The sequence below is a fragment of the Pseudomonas sp. OA65 genome, assembly GCF_017498305.1.
GTDB lineage: Bacteria > Pseudomonadota > Gammaproteobacteria > Pseudomonadales > Pseudomonadaceae > Aquipseudomonas > Aquipseudomonas zanjanensis.
Map to the genome: position 1 here is coordinate 103,307 of NZ_JAGDEZ010000003.1, position 16,824 is coordinate 120,130.

The following is a 16,824-nucleotide window of genomic DNA, read 5'->3' on the forward strand; positions in this document are numbered from 1 at the left end:
CGAGCCGACTATTGGTGCCGCACCCTATGGCTGGCACATCAGCAGGGACCTTATTTTCGTCGCGCTCGTTAATGTTTCACCTTGAAACGACTCAGTTCCTTCTGCATCAGGGCCGCCCGTTCCGAAAGATCCTTGGCCGCCACCGCGCATTCCAGCGAGTGGGATTGGTTCTTTTGGGTGACTTCATCGATTTGCTCAAGCCCGATGCTCGCTTGCTGCAATCCGGAGGCCTGTTCGCTGGAGGCCTGGTAGCTCAGCGACACCAGGCTGGAAACCGCGCCGGTTCCATTGACGATATTTTTCAACGATTCGGCGGTGCGGCTCGCGATGACCATGCCGCGTTGCGTCTTGCTCGAGGAGTCGGCTATCAGTGCGGCCGTTTGCTGGGCTGCCTCGGCGCCTGGAGCAATGCTGACTTTCAACGGGGTTGAACGGCGACTGGCGAACTTCCGGCCGCGGCCGGGCGAAGGTTTTACAGCGTGATATTGGTGGCGGGGTAGAACAAAATATTGAGTAAGAAGAGGATCATCCAGAAACCGATTTCCAGTGTTTCGGTAATAGGCTGGATTTTTTTAATTGCGCCGTAAACATGCACGAAAAACATCAGCGTGAAGACCACGAAAAGAATATCGAAGGCATAATTGAAACTGGTGCCTGTGGTGGCCGAGCGCAACATCGCTACTTCAACGACAAGGATGAACGCACCGAGGCAACGGCCGAAATAGATAGCCAGGTGTTCGTGTTCGGGGATGGTCCAGCGCATGAGCCGGGCCCATTGGAGCGGGGCGAAAAAGATGGGTAAGGCAAAGAAGAGGGTGGTCACCACCATCAGGGTGGTGATGTATTCCTTGCTGTATTGCGCATAGTAACCAAGCATTTAAGAACTCCTTGTCTCAACGGCGCATCTAGGCGCCCGGCAGTAATTATTATTGTTGTGACTGGCTGGTTTTGCGGCGTGAAGTATTGCGAGGGCTGAACAGAAGCGTCAATTGTACAAAAGCGCCTGCTACCAAAGGCGCGTAGGGGAAGTACCACTCACACACTAAGTTTCGACGGATGGAAGTGGTATTTGGGCGGAGCTCACTGCGGCGACAGCAACTGGCGTTTGCGCGACGCGAAAAAACAGGTAGTGTTGAGGTTGAACACAACTGTGACTTATAAGCGCGTCGTGATAACTGGTGTGTCCGACGTGCCATTTATTAAGCCTCGATACTACGCCCCCAAGGCTAGTAGCTATCAGTTGTTGCTTCGTCTCGCAGTAACTTTCGAAAAACTACCCCCGTCCCTCATATTTAATTTGGTATGTCTTCTAGCGACGGATGTTCTGGGGTCTGTGGAGAAGAGACGGGATTCGAACGCAGAGGTGGTTATCCCAAAACTCTAATATTTTTGCGTTTACCTTTCAGCTTCAGTTTGCGGCTATGTCGTTTCGCGAGCAATGGCTCCGGTTTTTTCCTCTGACTTCTGAAACTGACGCTGCAGCATGACCAGATCAAAAGATCAGAGCTATTTAGAACCAGCGTATTGGGAGTTTCTGATGTAGGGAAATTCCTACACGGCCATCCGTAATCCTTAATCCTAAATAAGATTACTCTGATTATTTGATTGGTGGCGTATGGCTATTATTTCAAGCGCTAGGGTGGCGTCCCGATACGTATTCAAGTCATCGTGCTTGGTTATTGCGTTCGGGCAATTCAGGGAGGGCGGTTGCGGCTAGAGAGGAATTTACATCGTGCTGAAACATATCGGTGTGACCGATCTTTGCGTAGGAATGTATGTCCAGGAGCTGTCCGATTCTTGTGAAGAGCGTCCGTTCTGGAGCAAAAGCTTCCTGATTCAGAATGAGGAGGTGCTGGACAAAGTCCTTGCCTCGGACATTGTTGGTGCATGGATCGACCTGTCCAAGGGGGCGGATGTGCAAGCCTCTGTGCCTTATGAAACCACTGTGCAGGCTCGGCAGCCTCCTTGCTTGTCGACCCGATCGTGCACCGAAGTACCCGGACCGCGTCCGAGGGTGGCAATGAGCGAAGAGCTGTTGAGGGCGGTCAAGCTTTGCTCCAGTTCCAAGGCGGCTGTCATGGAAATGTTCGGCGACTTGCGCATGGGACGGATCGTTCAACTGGATCGAGTCACTGACATGGTTGGTGATATCTCCGACTCGCTGCTACGTCATCCTGATGCACTACTCAGCCTGGTGCGTCTCAAGACTGCCGATGAATATACCTACATGCATTCGGTAGCCGTCTGTGGGCTGATGATTGGTTTGGCACGTCAGCTGGGTTTACCGCCGCTGCTGGTACAAGAAGCTGGGCTGGCGGGATTGCTGCATGACGTGGGCACGATGGTGATACCCACCGCCATCCTGGCGAAACCATTGCCCTTGAATGACCACGAACATACGACGATGCGCACCCACCCTGAGGCGGGTGCCAGGCTGCTGGCGGACAGCAGGCATTTCACTCCCCTGGTGCAGGACGTTTGCCTGCATCACCATGAGAAGGTTGATGGCAGTGGCTATCCCCATAAGTTATGTGGCACCCAGATCAGTCTATTCGCGCGCATGGCAGCGGTCTGTGATGTGTATGACGCCGTGACGTCTGATCGTCCTTATCGGGATCGCTGGTGCCCCGCCGAATCGATTCGAAAAATGGCGGGATGGAACGGGCATTTCGACCAGAAAGTGTTTCACGCCTTTGTCAAATGCGTTGGTATCTATCCGGTTGGTGCTTTGGTACGCCTTCAAAGTGGCAGGTTGGCGGTGGTCATGGAGCAACACGCCGATTATTTGCTCACGCCCAGGGTGAAGGTTTTCTACTCGGCGGCGAATCGTACGCCGCTGCCTCCCGAATTTATTGATCTGGCCTGTGGGCAGGACAGCATAGTCAGCATTGAGTCGGAGAAGACCTGGGGCTTCAAGGACCTTGAAGCGCTCTGGGTGGGCACGGGGCAGGGCAGCGAGTCGCGATTCGGATGACAACTGCAAGTCCGAGTTTTTACCAGCACTTGTCGCTGGTTTTTTTTCTGTCGTTTTGGGGGGCTGTCACCGTCGGGTAGGAATTCTCCTACCGCACCAACCGCAATCCTTAGTTGTAAATCAGGATGCTCCGATAGTTTCACGGCCATCACTTGGCCATTATCTCTCCAGGCCAACAAAACCGGGCATCCCAATCGTGGATGTCTTGCGCGGGGTCCCGTCGGATCCGCACTGAACTGGAGAGATGAAGGTGAAAGGACAGGTAATTTCCTCCCCCCTGATCTTGATGATGCTGCCCGCCGGTCTGACGGGAGTGCTCGGTTGTGTCGCGACTCTGGTCAACACGGACTTCAGTCTGCGCAGTGCAGCCAGTTGCGCGATTGTCTTGCTTGGCGCGTTGTTGATGGGCATATGGACGTTGCGTTTATTGAGCACCCGCCAGAGCGCACAGCAAAGCGACGATCAGCCACTTCACGTTCCGCTGACCGCTTCGCCGGATGAAGGATTGGGCGAGGTATGCGCGCAGGTACTGCCGATCTGGAGCCACCAGATCGATGCAGCGCGCATCCTCAGCGAGGAATCGATCCTCAAGCTGAGTCACCGCTTCGCGACGCTGTCGGGGGACATCAGTGCTTCTGCTTCCCACGGGGCGGACCAGAGTTCTGGCGCGCAGTTGCTGGAAATTCTTGAAGTCGGCCAGCGTGACCTCGATTCGATCATGGTTGCCCTTCGCGATGCGCTTTTGCGCAAGGAGTCGCAACTCAAGGAGGTATTGCTCCTTTCCGACTTCACCTCTCAATTGCAGGAGATGGCCAAGTTCGTCGGTGATATTGCCCAGCAGACTAATCTGTTGGCACTCAACGCCGCGATTGAAGCAGCGCGGGCAGGGGATGCCGGACGCGGCTTCGCGGTAGTGGCGGATGAAGTGCGCAAACTGTCCAGTTTATCCGGGGAGACGGGGCAGAAAATCAGCGAAACGGTCAATGCCGTCAACGCTGCTATATCTCGCACCGTCGAGCTGTCTCAGCACCAGGCGCAGCAGGATTCGCAAACCCTGGCTCATTCAGAGCAACTGGTGTCCCAGGTGATCGAGCACTTCCGGCACAACGCCCAGGCCATCGTCGATACCAGCAGTAGTCTTCAGCAGCAGAGCGAAAACGTTGCCACCGAGATATCGGGGGTGCTGGTCGCCCTGCAGTTCCAGGATCGAGTCGGCCAGATGCTTTCCCTGGTTAACAACGACCTTGGCAAGCTGCATGGACATATCGTCGAGCGCCAGCAATTCGCGCTCGCCGGCGGTACACCGGCCCCGATCATCGCCCAGGCCTGGCTCGAGCAATTGGCAAGCACCTACACCATGCCTGAACAGCATGCGATCCATCACGGTAAGCCTGTGGTGAGCAGCACTTCATCCGAGATCACTTTTTTCTAGGGAGTTTCCCAATGAGCAAAACCATCCTGATTGTCGATGACTCTGCCTCCATTCGCCAAGTGGTGAGCATCACCTTGAAGGGCGCCGGATACGAGGTCATCGAAGGTGTTGACGGTCGTGACGCCCTGACCAAGCTCGACGGACGCAAGATCCATTTGATTGTAAGTGACGTGAACATGCCGAACATGGACGGCCTCAGCTTCATCAAGGCGGCTAAACAACTGCCGGCCTACAAGTTTACGCCGGTGATCATGCTGACCACCGAAACCGGAGACGCCATGAAGCAACAGGGTCAGGCCGTCGGTGCCAAGGCCTGGATGGTCAAGCCCTTCCAGCCGGCTCAGATGCTGGGTGCCGTCTCCAAACTGATCATGCCGTAGCGTCGCCCAGAGTCCCTGGAAAGGAGGTTGTCATGACAAACACCACGGCTTGTCTGCGTCGGATTCTGGTTCTCGAAGGGCCGCTGACCATTTACACCGCCGCTGAACGCAAAGACCTGTTGCTGGAGCTGTTTCCCTTGGCTCAGGAAGTCGAAATGGATCTGGGCGGCGTGGACGAAATGGATACCGCCGGGCTCCAGCTGTTGGTGCTGATCAAGCAGGCGTCACTGCGCCACGGCTCTAGTCTGCTGCTGAGCAACCCCAGCAAAGCGGTGCTTGACGCACTGGATATGAGTGGGCTGCACAGCTTTTTCGTCGAGTCGGCCACGCCTCGTCAACAGAGAGGTTGAAACCATGAGTTCGCCCATGAATCTAGACGACGTGCTACAGACGTTCATCGCCGAAAGCCAGGAGCTTTTGCTCCTGATGGAAGATGCGTTGCTGCAGATCGAACAGGCACCGGATGATGTCGACACAATCAATGCCCTGTTTCGCGTCGCCCATACCATCAAAGGTTCTGCCGGCTTGTTTGGCTTCACGCCGATAGTTGCCTTTACTCACGTGGCAGAAAGCGTACTGGATCGGGTCCGTGGCCATGAACTGCGGGTGGACGAATCGCTCAGTGCCTTGTTTCTTGAGGTGCGGGACCACTTGTGCACGCTCATTGAACTGCTTGCCAGCCACGGCGACTTGCAAGGCATGACAGTAGAGCACGAGCGGCAGGGAGCGGCGTTGGTGGAGCGTCTCAACCGTTACCTGGAACATCGTCACGAACCGGTGCAGTCCCTGGCAACGGTCGAGCCGCAGCAATCGGCTTGCGTCGCGCGTTGGCACTTATCTCTGCGCCTGTGTCCCGACGTTTTGCGCAACGGTATGGATCCTCTGTCGTTGCTGCGCTACCTCAACAGCTTCGGCCAAATCAGCGCTGTCGTGTGCGTCACCGACGGCATACCGGATATCGCGGCAATGGATCCGGAAACATGTTACCTGGGGTTTGAGCTGGGGTTCGTCAGTGAGACCGACCAGGCCACCATTGAAGGCGCCTTCGACTTCGTTCGCGAGGGCAGCCAGATCTGCGTGTTGCCGTGCAACGGCGACCTGACCGGGTTCCGGGCCTTGATCGGCCGTCTCGATGCTGAGCCCGATGCCATGGTCGAGGCCTTCATCGCCTGCGGTTCGGTCACCCGTGAAGCCTGGCTGGACAGTGCGTCTTCTGGCGAGTCGACGGCCATTGCGGTGGCCCCGGTGGTGCCAGACCAGGCGGGGCGCGATGACGTGACCAAGAGCCGGGGAGCAAAAGAGGCCCGTCCGGCCGAAGGTAATCTGATTCGGGTCGACGCCGGCAAACTGGATCAATTGATCAACCTGGTGGGTGAGCTGATCATCGCCGGCGCTGGCGCCAACCTGGGGGCCATCCAAAGCGGCATCGGCGAGTTGATTGAAGCGACAAGCTCGCTCTCACGTCTTGTCGAGGAGGTGCGCGACTGTGCCTTGACCCTGCGAATGGTGCAAATTGGTGCCACATTCAATCGCTTCCAGCGGGTGGTGCGCGATGTCTCCAAGGAACTGGGCAAGGACATCGCTTTGCAAGTATTTGGCGCTGAGACCGAGCTGGACAAGACGGTGGTCGAGCGCATCGGCGATCCCTTGACCCATCTGGTGCGCAATGCCATGGATCACGGCATCGAAGCCTCCCAACTGCGCCGTGAACGTGGCAAGCCGGAGCAGGGCACGGTTCGCCTCAACGCCTATCACGAGGCGAACAGCATCGTCATTGAAGTCAGTGATGACGGCGGCGGCCTGAACAAGCAGCGCATCCTGGCCAAGGGGTTGGAGCGCGGCCTGGTTGCCGAAGGGCAACAGCTGTCCGATGGCGACATTCTCAATCTGATTTTCGAGCCAGGCTTTTCCACGGCTCATCAGGTCAGCAACCTGTCCGGGCGCGGCGTGGGGATGGATGTCGTCAAACGGAACATCGTCGCCCTGCGCGGCTCGGTCAATCTGGAAAGCGAAGAGGGTGTGGGCACCACGGTGCGTATCCGCCTGCCGCTGACCCTGGCCATCATCGATGGTTTTCTGATCGGAGTCGGCAATGCCTCTTATGTCGTGCCTTTGGACCTGGTCGAGGAGTGCATCGAGCTAGCGGCCGACGACGGCGGCAATCAGGAGTTCCTCGACCTGCGAGGCGCGGTGCTTCCGGTCCTGCGTCTGCGCGAAATGTTCGCCATTGATGAGCCTAACCATGGCCGTGAAAACATCGTGGTGGTGCATTACGCGGGGATGCGGGTGGGCCTGGTCGTCGATCAATTGCTAGGGGAGTTCCAGACGGTGATCAAACCGCTGGCCAAGATTTTCGGTACAGCTCATGGACTGGGCGGCTTCACCATCCTGGGGAACGGAGCGGTAGCGTTGATCCTGGATATTCCCACACTACTTGGGCAAGTCGCCAGCCAGCAGAAGCACGGTACGACCCTCAGCCCTGAATTGACTCAATAGTTTTCCCTGGAGTACAGCATCATGACCGTTAAAAAAAATATCTCGCTGCTGGTCGCCTCAGCACTGTTGGGCATCCTGATCCTGGTCAGTCTCAGTCTTTATCTAATGGGAGGGGTCAGGAGCACCGCCAGCTATGCGCAAGTCAATACAGTGCCCAGCCTGCAGTTGTTGGATCATGTGGCCTTGGCCCTGGCGGATAGCCACCGCCGACAATGGCAGAGCCTGTCCGGACCTGCCGGTCAATCCCGGCAAGGTGACCAGGACTCGGTACTCCAGGCCCTCGATCGGTACCAGAAGGAATTTGTCTCCGATGATCGTGATGCAACGCTGCTCAGTGCCTTGCGCAACACCGTCAACGAATACAACCGGGGCGTGGAACGTTTCGACAATGCCCTGAGCAGTGCAGCCCCTGAGGCCCGCACTCTGCTGCTCGACTTGGACGTGACACGTGAAAAGGTGACTTCGGCCTTGAGCGATATCCGCCAGCACAACCTGGACTTGGGACGTAAGAATGCAGCGATCGCAGCGTCGACCGAACAGGCGGCGATCTACAGCATTGCCTTGGTCGGCGGCGCAACCTTGCTGGCCATCGGATTGATCGGCTTCTTCCTGGTGCGTCGACTGCTTCTTACGTTGGGCGGCGAGCCCGACGATGTACGCCGCTTGGCCGAGCGGTTTGTGGCGGGTCAACTGGATGTGCAAGGCAACAGCAATGGCCTTGAACGTACCGGACTGATGGGGTCGATGGACCGCCTGAGCGGGACCTTGAAGCAATTGATCGGCGAAATGAACCATATGTCCGCAGAGCATGACAAAGGCGACATCGATGTACAGATCGATACGGCACGCTTCGCCGGCAGCTATGGGCTGATGGCCCAGGGCATCAACGATATGGTCAACGGGCATATCAATGTCAAAAAGCAAGCCATGGCCTGCATCAAATCGATCAGCGAGGGCGATCTGCAGGCGGCCCTGCAACCGTTCCCCGGCAAGAAGGCGTTCATTAACGTTACCGTCGAGCATCTGCGCAGCACTATCTTGGCGTTGATCGAAGAGATGCGTCACATGTCGGACGAGCATGAGAAAGGCGACATTGATGTGCATATCGACGTACAGCGATTCCAAGGCTCGTACCGTCAGATCGCCCAAGGCATCAACGACATGGTCGATGGCCACATCAGCGTGAAGAAACAGGCCATGGCGTGCATACGGTCTTTCGGCGAAGGCGACCTGTCGGCACCCTTGGCCCAGTTCCCCGGCAAAAAAGCCTTTATCAACGACAACATCGAGCAGCTGCGCAGCAACATCCAGGCGCTGATCGAGGACACCCAGATGCTCAGCGAGAATGCGGTGGTCGGTCGGCTCGATACCCGTGCGGACAGTACTCGTCATCAAGGGGATTTCCGCCGCATCGTGGCGGGGATCAATAGCACGCTGGACTCGATCGTTGCGCCGCTCAGCGAGGCGATGGAGGTCATGATGGCCCTGTCCGGCGGTGACCTGACCCGCAGCGTCAAAGGTGATTACCAGGGCAGCCTGCAAGACCTGAAGAATGCGGTCAACGAAACGGTGAGCAAGCTTTCGCAGATCATTGGCGAAGTTCGCAGCTCCGCCGATTCGCTGTCCAGCGCCTCGGAGGAAATCTCCGCCACGGCCCAGAGCATCAGCCAATCGGCTTCGGTGCAGGCTGCGTCGGTCGAAGAAACGTCAGCGTCGATGGAGCAAATGTCGGCATCGATCTCGCAGAACACCGAGAACGCCAAAGTGACCGATGGCATGGCCGGCAAGGCGAGCAAGGAAGCAAGCGAGGGGGGACAGGCCGTCAAGGACACCGTCTCGGCCATGAAAACCATTGCGGAAAAGATTGGAATCGTCGACTCGATTGCCTATCAGACTAATCTGCTGGCGCTCAACGCGGCGATCGAAGCGGCCCGTGCCGGCGAACATGGCAAGGGCTTCGCGGTTGTCGCCGCTGAGGTGCGCAAACTCGCCGAGCGCAGCCAGGTCGCGGCGCAGGAAATCGGCCAGGTGGCCAAAAGCAGTGTGGCCCTGGCTGAACGGGCCGGCAACCTGCTGGATGAAATCGTGCCCTCAATCACCAAGACCTCCGATTTGGTCCAGGAGATCGCGGCGGCATCGGAAGAGCAGTCCATCGGTTCCGAGCAGATCAATACCGCCATGTCGCAGATGAGCCAGATCACACAACAAAACGCCTCGGCTTCCGAAGAGTTGGCCGCCACCGCCGAGGAAATGAGCAGCCAGGCCGAACAGTTGCAGGAGTTGATGGGCTTTTTCACCTTGCAGGGTCGGGTTGCGGTTTCTGCCGTACCTCGGGCCGCTGCTTCCAGTATGGGCGGCATGCAAAGCAGCGAGCATGCCCAGGAAGGCGGTTTCATACGCTTCGGGAGTTGAGACATGGACGCTGCAGCCTTGAGCCATTTCGAGCACGCGCCGCAGAATCCGTGCGACGGCGAACTCCTGCAATTGTTGACGTTCGTGTCCGCCAGGGAGGTCTATGCAATCGATACCTTGTGCGTGCGCGAGATCATCGAATACGGCCAGGTGACAAGCGTACCGATGATGCCCGATTTTATCCGCGGGGTGATCAACCTCCGCGGCTCGGTGGTCCCGGTGATCGATCTGCAGGCGCGTTTCAACAAGGGCACCACGCGGCAAGGTAACAGGACCTGCATCGTTATCCTGGAACTGACCCAGGAAGGCGAACCCCACGTGCTGGGTATCGTCGTTGACTCGGTGAGCGAGGTGATCGAAATCGAGCTGGCCGATATCAAGGCCGCTCCGGCGATCGGAAACCGGATCCGTGAAGACTTCATTCGCGGGATGGTCAAGGTACGAGGAGCGTTCCTGACGGTGCTTGAGATCGACCAGGTGCTGTGTGTCAGTGAGATCGCCAGCCAATAGCTTTGAGTCGTCGCGCTCAGGCGTGCCTACGTTGTCTTGAGAGGGGGGCCGCCACCCGCGGTGGCTTCCGAGGAGTGAACCATGTCCATATCTGCGTCGCGCCCGCTGGCCCAAGGGACGGCAGCCCTACAGTACCTGACCTTCTGCGTGGGCCAGGAGATGTTTGCGGTAGGTACCCCGTGCGTCCGGGAGATTGTCGAATACGGTCCGATAACCCCGTTGCCGATGGCACCGCCGAAGGTTCGCGGCATCAGCAATCTGCGCGGCGCGGCCATTCCCGTGCTGGATCTCGGGCTGTGTTTTGGGGGTGCCCAGACATTGGAAAACCCACGCACCTGTATCGTCATGCTGGAAGTCCACGACGGCGCAGGCCTGGTGGGCATCATCGTGGACGCCGTCAGCGAAGTGCTGGAGATCCCGGCCGAACAGATCGAACCGGCGCCGGCGCTCCAGGGGCGCCTTAGCCCTGAATTTGTAGTGGGGGTTGCCAAGCTCAGTGATCGTTTCGTCCTGTTGCTGGACATCGAACATTTGCTCAGTCGCAATGACTGGTCGGCACTTCTTGCTTCGGACATCGACGAAGGCGGGTTGAAAGCATGAACGCCGTTCTCTCGGACAATGAATTCCAGCAGTTTCGGGCAATGATTCATGAAATTGCCGGTATCAGCTTATCCGTTGCCAAGAAGCAACTGGTCAGCGGCCGCTTGGCCAAGCGCCTGCAGGTTTTCAACTTGACTACCTACGGCAGCTACTACCGATTGCTGATGAAGGACCGGGCCGAGTTGCAAATGGCGGTGGACTTGCTGACCACCAACGAAACTTACTTTTTTCGCGAACCCAAGCATTTCGAGTTTCTTCGCAACGTGGTGCTCCCCGAACTTCGTGGCAATGGCCCGGTGCGCATCTGGAGTGGTGCCTGCTCCTCGGGGGAGGAGCCCTACACCCTGGCCATGGTGTTGGCCGACAGCCTGGGCACCCGGCCTTGGGAGATCCTCGCTTCCGATATCAGCAGCCGGGTACTGGAAAAAGCCCAAAGTGGACGCTACCCACTGGATGGTATCCGCGGTATTCCCGAAGCGCTGTTGAACAAGTACTGCTTGAGGGGTGTGGGCTGCAACAATGGCGTTTTCATGGTCGACCGTGCGTTGGCGTCGCGGATTACCTTCACTTCGATCAACTTGAACAATGCACTGCCTTCGGTGGGGCAGTTCGACGTGATCTTCTTGCGTAATGTGATGATCTATTTCGATAACCAGACCAAGTCCGAGGTGGTGAAACGCTTGAGCAAACACCTCAGGCCAGGGGGTTACTTCATTGTGAGTCACTCGGAAAGCCTCAATGGTATCAGCGACGAATTGCAGTTGGTCAAACCCTCCATCTATCGCAAACCGGACGCTTGAGATGGTTCAGGTGATCGAATATTTCCTGCAGCCCGGTGACGTGGCGTTTGGCGGGCGCCAAATGCGCTTATGTACGGTGCTGGGGTCCTGTGTGGCCTTGGTGTTCTGGCACCCGCAACGCTTGTTGGGCGGCATGTGTCATTTCATGTTGCCTCGTCGGGGCGGTCGCGGCGCGGGACACCTGAACGGTCGTTACGCTACGGATGCGTTAGTGCTGTTGTTCGAATGCATTCATCGGGCAGGGGCCCGGCCCGAGCAGTTCGAGGTGAGTCTTTTCGGCGGGGCTGACATGTTTCCCGGGGTGGAGCGCGGTGACGCTACGGGGATCGGTCAACAGAACGTCAATGCCGCCAGGAACTTGATCCAGGACCATGGGTTGCAGTGCCGGGCCTATCACGTAGGTGGCCGGGGGTATCGCCACCTGGTGTTCGATGTGGGCAGCGGACGCCTTCAACTCAATCATGCCGACTCGGTACGCACAGTATTCGAATCGCCCAAGAGTAATGTCATATGACGGATATCAAGGTCTTGATCATTGATGATTCCGCGGTGGTGCGCCAGGTGTTGAGTGCGACCTTGAACCAGGCCAGCGGGATACAGGTTATCGACGTTGCGGTCGATCCCGTGTACGCCATGGAGAAGATGAACAGGCAATGGCCTGACGTCATCGTACTGGACGTCGAGATGCCCCGGATGGACGGCATTACCTTCCTGAAAAAACTGATGGCGCAAAAGCCTACGCCGGTGGTGATCTGTTCGACGCTGACGGAGAAGGGCGCCAAGACCACCTTGCAGGCACTGGCGGCCGGTGCAGTCAGCATCGTCACCAAGCCTCAGTCCAATCTGCGACAGTTCCTGACTGAAAGTGCGGACGAGCTTGTCCAGGCCGTCAGGGGCGCAGCGAAGGCCAATCTTCGGCGCGTGGTTGCCCGGGCGCCTGTCGACGTACCGGCCCGGCTCAGCGCCGACTCGATTCTGCCCCCTGCGTCCGTGGCCATGGCGCGTACGACTGAAAGCATCGTTGCCATTGGCACTTCCACCGGCGGCACCCAGGCCCTGGAGCAGGTTCTCCAAGAATTGTCGCGGGTATGTCCAGGCATTGTCGTGGTGCAGCACATGCCGGAGAAGTTTACCGCCGCCTTCGCCGAGCGCCTCAATCATGTTTGCGAGATAGAAGTCCGTGAGGCGGTACAGGGCGATCGCATCATTCCCGGGCGTGCGCTGATCGCGCCGGGTGGAACTCACATGCTGGTCAAGCGCAGCGGTGCCCAGTACCACGTGGATATTGTCCAAGGGCCTCCCGTCAGCCGGCATCGGCCTTCGGTGGATGTACTGTTCCGTTCGGTCGCACGCAGCGCAGGTAGCAACGCCTTGGGCATCATCATGACAGGCATGGGGGATGATGGCGCTCGTGGCCTCAAGGAGATGCGCGATGCCGGCGCCAGGACCCTGGGTCAGGACGAAGAGTCCTGTGTGGTGTATGGAATGCCGCGCGAGGCCTTCAAGCTGGGCGCGGTCGAGCGCGAGTTGCCACTGGAGCAGATGGCTTCGGCCATCCTTGGCGTCCGCGGGCACCATCGCTGAATCGCAGCAACCTCAGACCAGCCCTTCATTCAAGGCGTAGCGCACCAGGTCGGTGCTGGTGGCAAAGCACATCTTCTCCATCAGCCGAGTCTTGTGGGTGCTGACGGTCTTGTTGCTGATCACCAGCTGTTCGGCGATCTGGTTGACGCTCAGCCCTTGCGCCAACATGCGCAGGATCTGGAATTCGCGCGAGGTCAGGCTCTGCGAGGCGTTCTCGGGTGTCACGCCGCTGCTCTGTAGGGCGATCTGCTCGGCCAGTTGCGGGTCGAGGTAACGTGCGCCGGTGCTCACCTTGCGGATCGCTGCCAACAGCGCTTCCGGGTCGCGGTCCTTGGTCATATAGCCTGAGGCGCCGGCGCGTAGGGCACGCTGGGCAATGTGGGCTTCATTGTGCATGCTCAGGATGAGCATCGGCAGTTTGGGGTAATGGGCATGGATACGGCCGATCAGATCCTCGCCACTTGAGCCGGGCATGGTCATGTCGAGCAGGAGGACATCGATATCGGTATGGCGCAACAACTCCAAGACCTGGGCGCCGTTCTCCGCTTCCGCCACCACGGAAATATCCTTGACCAGCGCGAACAATTGCTTGAGGCCTTCGCGCATGATCGTGTGATCGTCGGCCACCATTAAACGGATCATGAGTCGTGACTCCTTGAAACAGGTACGCGTAGTTTGACAGTAGTCCCGTTGCCTGGGCTGCTGGATAGGGTCGTGGTGCCCCCCAATGTCAGGCCCCGTTCGCGCATGCCCAGCAAGCCGAGGGTCCTGGATGACTGTTCGCGTTGCTCGAAGCCTTTGCCGTTGTCGATGATTTCCAGCGACCAGCCGTTCTCGTCTTGCTCAAACGTGATATCGACCCGAGTGGCTTCGGCGTGTCGGGCGATGTTGGTCAGCGACTCCTGGGCGATCCTGAATGCAACGGTTGCGCTGGCATCGTCCAAGTGGATTTTCTGCGGGTGAATCCGCAGGTTGCAGTCGATACCCTGTTGCTGCTTGAACGTGTCGCTCAGCCATTCCAGTGACGCGGCGATCCCCATGTTGAGGATCGAAGGGCGCAGGCTGGTGGAGATGTTCCTGACTACCTGCACCGTTTGGTCGATCAGTTGCAGCAGGCGTGTGACCTGCTCAGTGAGCTGGGGCAGTTGCTCGCCGTACTGGAAGCGCAGCAGCGAAGTGCCCATGCGTATTGCGGTCAGATGCTGCCCGAGTTCATCGTGGATCTCCTGGGCGATCAACTTGCGTTCCTCTTCCCGCGCACTTTCCTGGCTGGACATCAACTGGCGCAGTTGCTTGTTGAGCGATGCCAGGCGCAGTTCGGCCAGGCGCAACTGCGATATATCGCGAACGACTGCCAGCACGGTGGCGATTTTCCCCTGGATGTCCTGCTCGGGCACGAGACTGATGTGATAGACGCGTTGCAGTCGATGCTGCTGGGTGAGCACGAACTCATGCTCCAGGGGCTGGCCCTTTTCCACGGCTTCGATGACGGCGGCATGGAATAATTGGCTTTGCAGGTTTTTCGGCAGAATCTCGAGCAGATCCTTGCGCAGCAAGTCGATTTGTGGGCGATCCAACCAGGCTTCCAGGGCTGGATTGACGAACAGCAGTTCTGCGGTTCGACTCAGCCGTGCAATACCATCCGGAGAGTTTTCAACCAGCGTGCCGATTTCCTGCTGCCGGGCCAGTTCGTTGCGCTGGGCCTCCAGGATGTCGGTAATGTTGCGAGCAATGCACACCAGGCGATGCAAGCGCCCATTTGAATCGGCTACGGGTACCAGATTGAAATGGACAACGAGTGAGCGCTGACCGCAGGGCAGATGTGCATCCAGCTCGATGGGGGCTCCCACGGCAATGCAGTGCAGGCAGATCGCCTCGACAATACTTGCGGCTTCTTTTTCCAGGCACTGGCCCAACGATTGGCCGATCATGTCCGCATGGTTCCTGGCGAGCATTTCGCATAGCTTTGGATTGGCCTCCAGGCAACTGAGTTGCTGATCGGCATCCACGGCGAGCAGGCAAAGCATGTCTTGCGAATGGTCGAAGACTTCGCGGTAACGACGTTCGCTTTGCGCCAGGTGGCTGTGGGCCGAGCGGCGCTCCCAGGCGATGGCAGCGATATGACTGGCCATTTGTGCATGTTTGCGGTCCTGTTCGCTCAGTTGGGTGTCGCCACCGACGAATAACAGGATGACGCCCATCGTGCCAGCGGTCTTATTGATCACCGGCTCAACCCAACACGCTTGATAGCCTGCCTGCAAGGCGGGCTGGCTGAATGCAAGGTCTGAGGCATCGCTTTTCAAATCAGCAATGAAGCGGGGGTGTTCGAACAGCTCGGGATGACGGTCAAGATCGTCGGCCAGGCAGGTCGCAATCGAGGACGTCTGCTTAGGAGGCGCGTAAGGGGAATCGTCGCCAGGCACAGCCTTGAACGCCATGGCGTTGTGAAACTCGGGTGTCAGGATATCCAGGTAGGCGCCGAGCAGGGGCAGCACCTCCAGGAGAGTGTCGTGAGTGACTATCTTCTGAAAAATGGCAGAGCGCGCATTCTCGGCGCGCTCCTGTCGGCGCAACGCACTGATATCCTGGGCTGTGACTAGCACCCCACACAACTCGCCTGTCTCGTCATGCTCCGGGGTCAGGTTGCACAGGAAATCGATGGAACGACGTGAATGCGCTCCTTTGTTTTCCAACACAAACGTGTTTGCTACGCCGGTTGATAACGTGAGTTCTACCTGGGTGCGAAAATACTCGTCGAGCTGATTGGGCGTCGAGGCGCGCTCGGTAATGTGAGTGTTGGGAAAACCTCGGGCGCGTTCAAGCTCGGGATTGGCATAGATCTGTCGTCCTAGCCGGTTGTAGCGAAGGATGATGTTTTGTGAGCTTTTGGCCAGTGAGAGGTACTTCTGTTCGTTATTGAACAGTGCCTGGCGCAAGGCGAGATGCTCGCTGATGTCTTCCAGCTGCGATACGAAGTAAAGCGCTTGCGCATCAGCGTTACGGGCGATGCCCACGGTCAGGCGTGCCCACAGCGTGCTGCCGTCTTTACGGATGTAGCGTTTTTCCAGGGTCAGGCTCGGGCGGTGTCCCTGGATAAGCCTGTGCAATTCATCCTGACTGATATCGGCGTCGTCCGGATGCGTCAAGCGCTGGAAAGAGGTGGCGCGAAGTTCTTCCTCGGTGTAGCCAAGCATCTGACACAGCCTTCGGTTGGCTGCGATCCATTCACCGCTCATTCGCAGTAAGGCCAGGCCCGTGCCGGCGGAATCGAACGCCAGGCGATAATCCTGTTCGGCCACGTGGACGCGTTCGGTGCGGCGGATTTTCATCAGGTAGGTGGATTGCTGTGCTTTGTAGTCGAGGGTCACGCTCAGCGTGTCGCCGCTGGCCGACGTGCTTTGGAAACACCCGTTTCCCTTGAGCCGTGCATGGGTCAGGTGCTGCTCAAACGTCGGCGGCTTGAGCGAAAACAACGCAGGCGAGGGCATAAGGGCGGCGACGCTCTCGCTTAGCCCCAGCAGTCCGCTGGCGCAGTCATCCATGAAGAGCAGCGCCCCCTTGGCATCCAGCAACAAAACGCCCACATCGTCGACGTCCTGCGTGGACGGTGTTGCTATCGCCATGGCTGAGTCCATT

14 protein-coding genes and 1 pseudogene are annotated in these 16,824 nt (G+C 58.0%); 11 read left to right on the forward strand and 4 right to left on the reverse strand.

Annotated elements, in window-relative coordinates; genetic code table 11:
• Positions 1-68: 68 nt before the first annotated feature.
• Positions 69-398 (reverse strand): annotated as a pseudogene (locus J3361_RS03385) (chemotaxis protein); the annotation flags it as partial.
• A gap of 74 nt (positions 399-472) precedes the next feature.
• Positions 473-877 carry a hypothetical protein gene (locus tag J3361_RS03390; RefSeq protein WP_207962470.1) on the reverse strand — a complete coding sequence of 135 codons (405 nt, stop codon included), beginning with the start codon at positions 875-877 and terminating at the stop codon, positions 473-475.
• Between the two features lie 855 nt (positions 878-1,732).
• Between J3361_RS03390 and J3361_RS03395 the strand changes: the two genes are divergently transcribed.
• The 11 genes from J3361_RS03395 (at position 1,733) to J3361_RS03445 (ending at position 13,188) form a co-directional block, all read left to right on the forward strand.
• Positions 1,733-2,974: an HD-GYP domain-containing protein gene (locus J3361_RS03395; protein WP_207962472.1), complete on the forward strand. Its 1,242-nt coding sequence runs from the start codon at positions 1,733-1,735 to the stop codon at positions 2,972-2,974.
• A gap of 250 nt (positions 2,975-3,224) precedes the next feature.
• Positions 3,225-4,406, forward strand: a complete 1,182-nt coding sequence (locus J3361_RS03400) for a methyl-accepting chemotaxis protein (RefSeq protein WP_347709611.1) — start codon at positions 3,225-3,227, stop codon at positions 4,404-4,406.
• 11 nt (positions 4,407-4,417) lie between these two features.
• Positions 4,418-4,786, forward strand: a complete 369-nt coding sequence (locus tag J3361_RS03405) for a response regulator (protein ID WP_135844811.1) — start codon at positions 4,418-4,420, stop codon at positions 4,784-4,786.
• Positions 4,787-4,818: 32 nt separating this feature from the next.
• A complete protein-coding gene (locus tag J3361_RS03410) occupies positions 4,819-5,136 on the forward strand; it encodes an STAS domain-containing protein (RefSeq protein ID WP_207962474.1) in 318 nt (105 codons plus the stop codon).
• A 16-nt stretch (positions 5,137-5,152) separates the two neighbouring features.
• Positions 5,153-7,282, forward strand: coding sequence for a chemotaxis protein CheA (locus tag J3361_RS03415; protein ID WP_207962476.1), 2,130 nt, complete (start codon positions 5,153-5,155; stop codon positions 7,280-7,282).
• A gap of 21 nt (positions 7,283-7,303) precedes the next feature.
• Positions 7,304-9,694: a methyl-accepting chemotaxis protein gene (locus J3361_RS03420; RefSeq protein WP_207962477.1), complete on the forward strand. Its 2,391-nt coding sequence runs from the start codon at positions 7,304-7,306 to the stop codon at positions 9,692-9,694.
• 3 nt (positions 9,695-9,697) lie between these two features.
• The gene (locus J3361_RS03425) at positions 9,698-10,204 is read left to right on the forward strand and encodes a chemotaxis protein CheW (RefSeq protein ID WP_207962478.1); all 507 of its coding nucleotides are present in this window, start codon (positions 9,698-9,700) and stop codon (positions 10,202-10,204) included.
• A gap of 81 nt (positions 10,205-10,285) precedes the next feature.
• A complete protein-coding gene (locus J3361_RS03430; protein WP_207962479.1) occupies positions 10,286-10,804 on the forward strand; it encodes a chemotaxis protein CheW in 519 nt (172 codons plus the stop codon).
• A complete protein-coding gene (locus tag J3361_RS03435) occupies positions 10,801-11,604 on the forward strand; it encodes a protein-glutamate O-methyltransferase CheR (RefSeq protein ID WP_207962480.1) in 804 nt (267 codons plus the stop codon). The genes J3361_RS03430 and J3361_RS03435 overlap by 4 nt, the downstream gene beginning before the upstream one ends.
• Before the next feature lies 1 nt (position 11,605).
• Entirely contained in the window at positions 11,606-12,118 is a 513-nt protein-coding gene (locus J3361_RS03440) for a chemotaxis protein CheD (protein ID WP_243458721.1), read from the forward strand.
• Positions 12,115-13,188 carry a chemotaxis response regulator protein-glutamate methylesterase gene (locus J3361_RS03445; RefSeq protein WP_207962481.1) on the forward strand — a complete coding sequence of 358 codons (1,074 nt, stop codon included), beginning with the start codon at positions 12,115-12,117 and terminating at the stop codon, positions 13,186-13,188. The genes J3361_RS03440 and J3361_RS03445 overlap by 4 nt, the downstream gene beginning before the upstream one ends.
• Positions 13,189-13,200: 12 nt before the next feature.
• Here J3361_RS03445 and J3361_RS03450 read toward each other — a convergent pair whose 3' ends face one another.
• Both J3361_RS03450 and J3361_RS03455 read right to left on the reverse strand, forming a co-directional pair.
• Positions 13,201-13,830 (reverse strand): response regulator transcription factor, encoded by a 630-nt coding sequence (locus J3361_RS03450; protein ID WP_092168985.1) that lies wholly within the window; start codon positions 13,828-13,830, stop codon positions 13,201-13,203.
• A complete protein-coding gene (locus J3361_RS03455) occupies positions 13,827-16,811 on the reverse strand; it encodes a PAS domain S-box protein (RefSeq protein WP_243458722.1) in 2,985 nt (994 codons plus the stop codon). Before J3361_RS03455 ends, J3361_RS03450 begins: the two co-directional genes overlap by 4 nt.
• Positions 16,812-16,824: the final 13 nt, after the last annotated feature.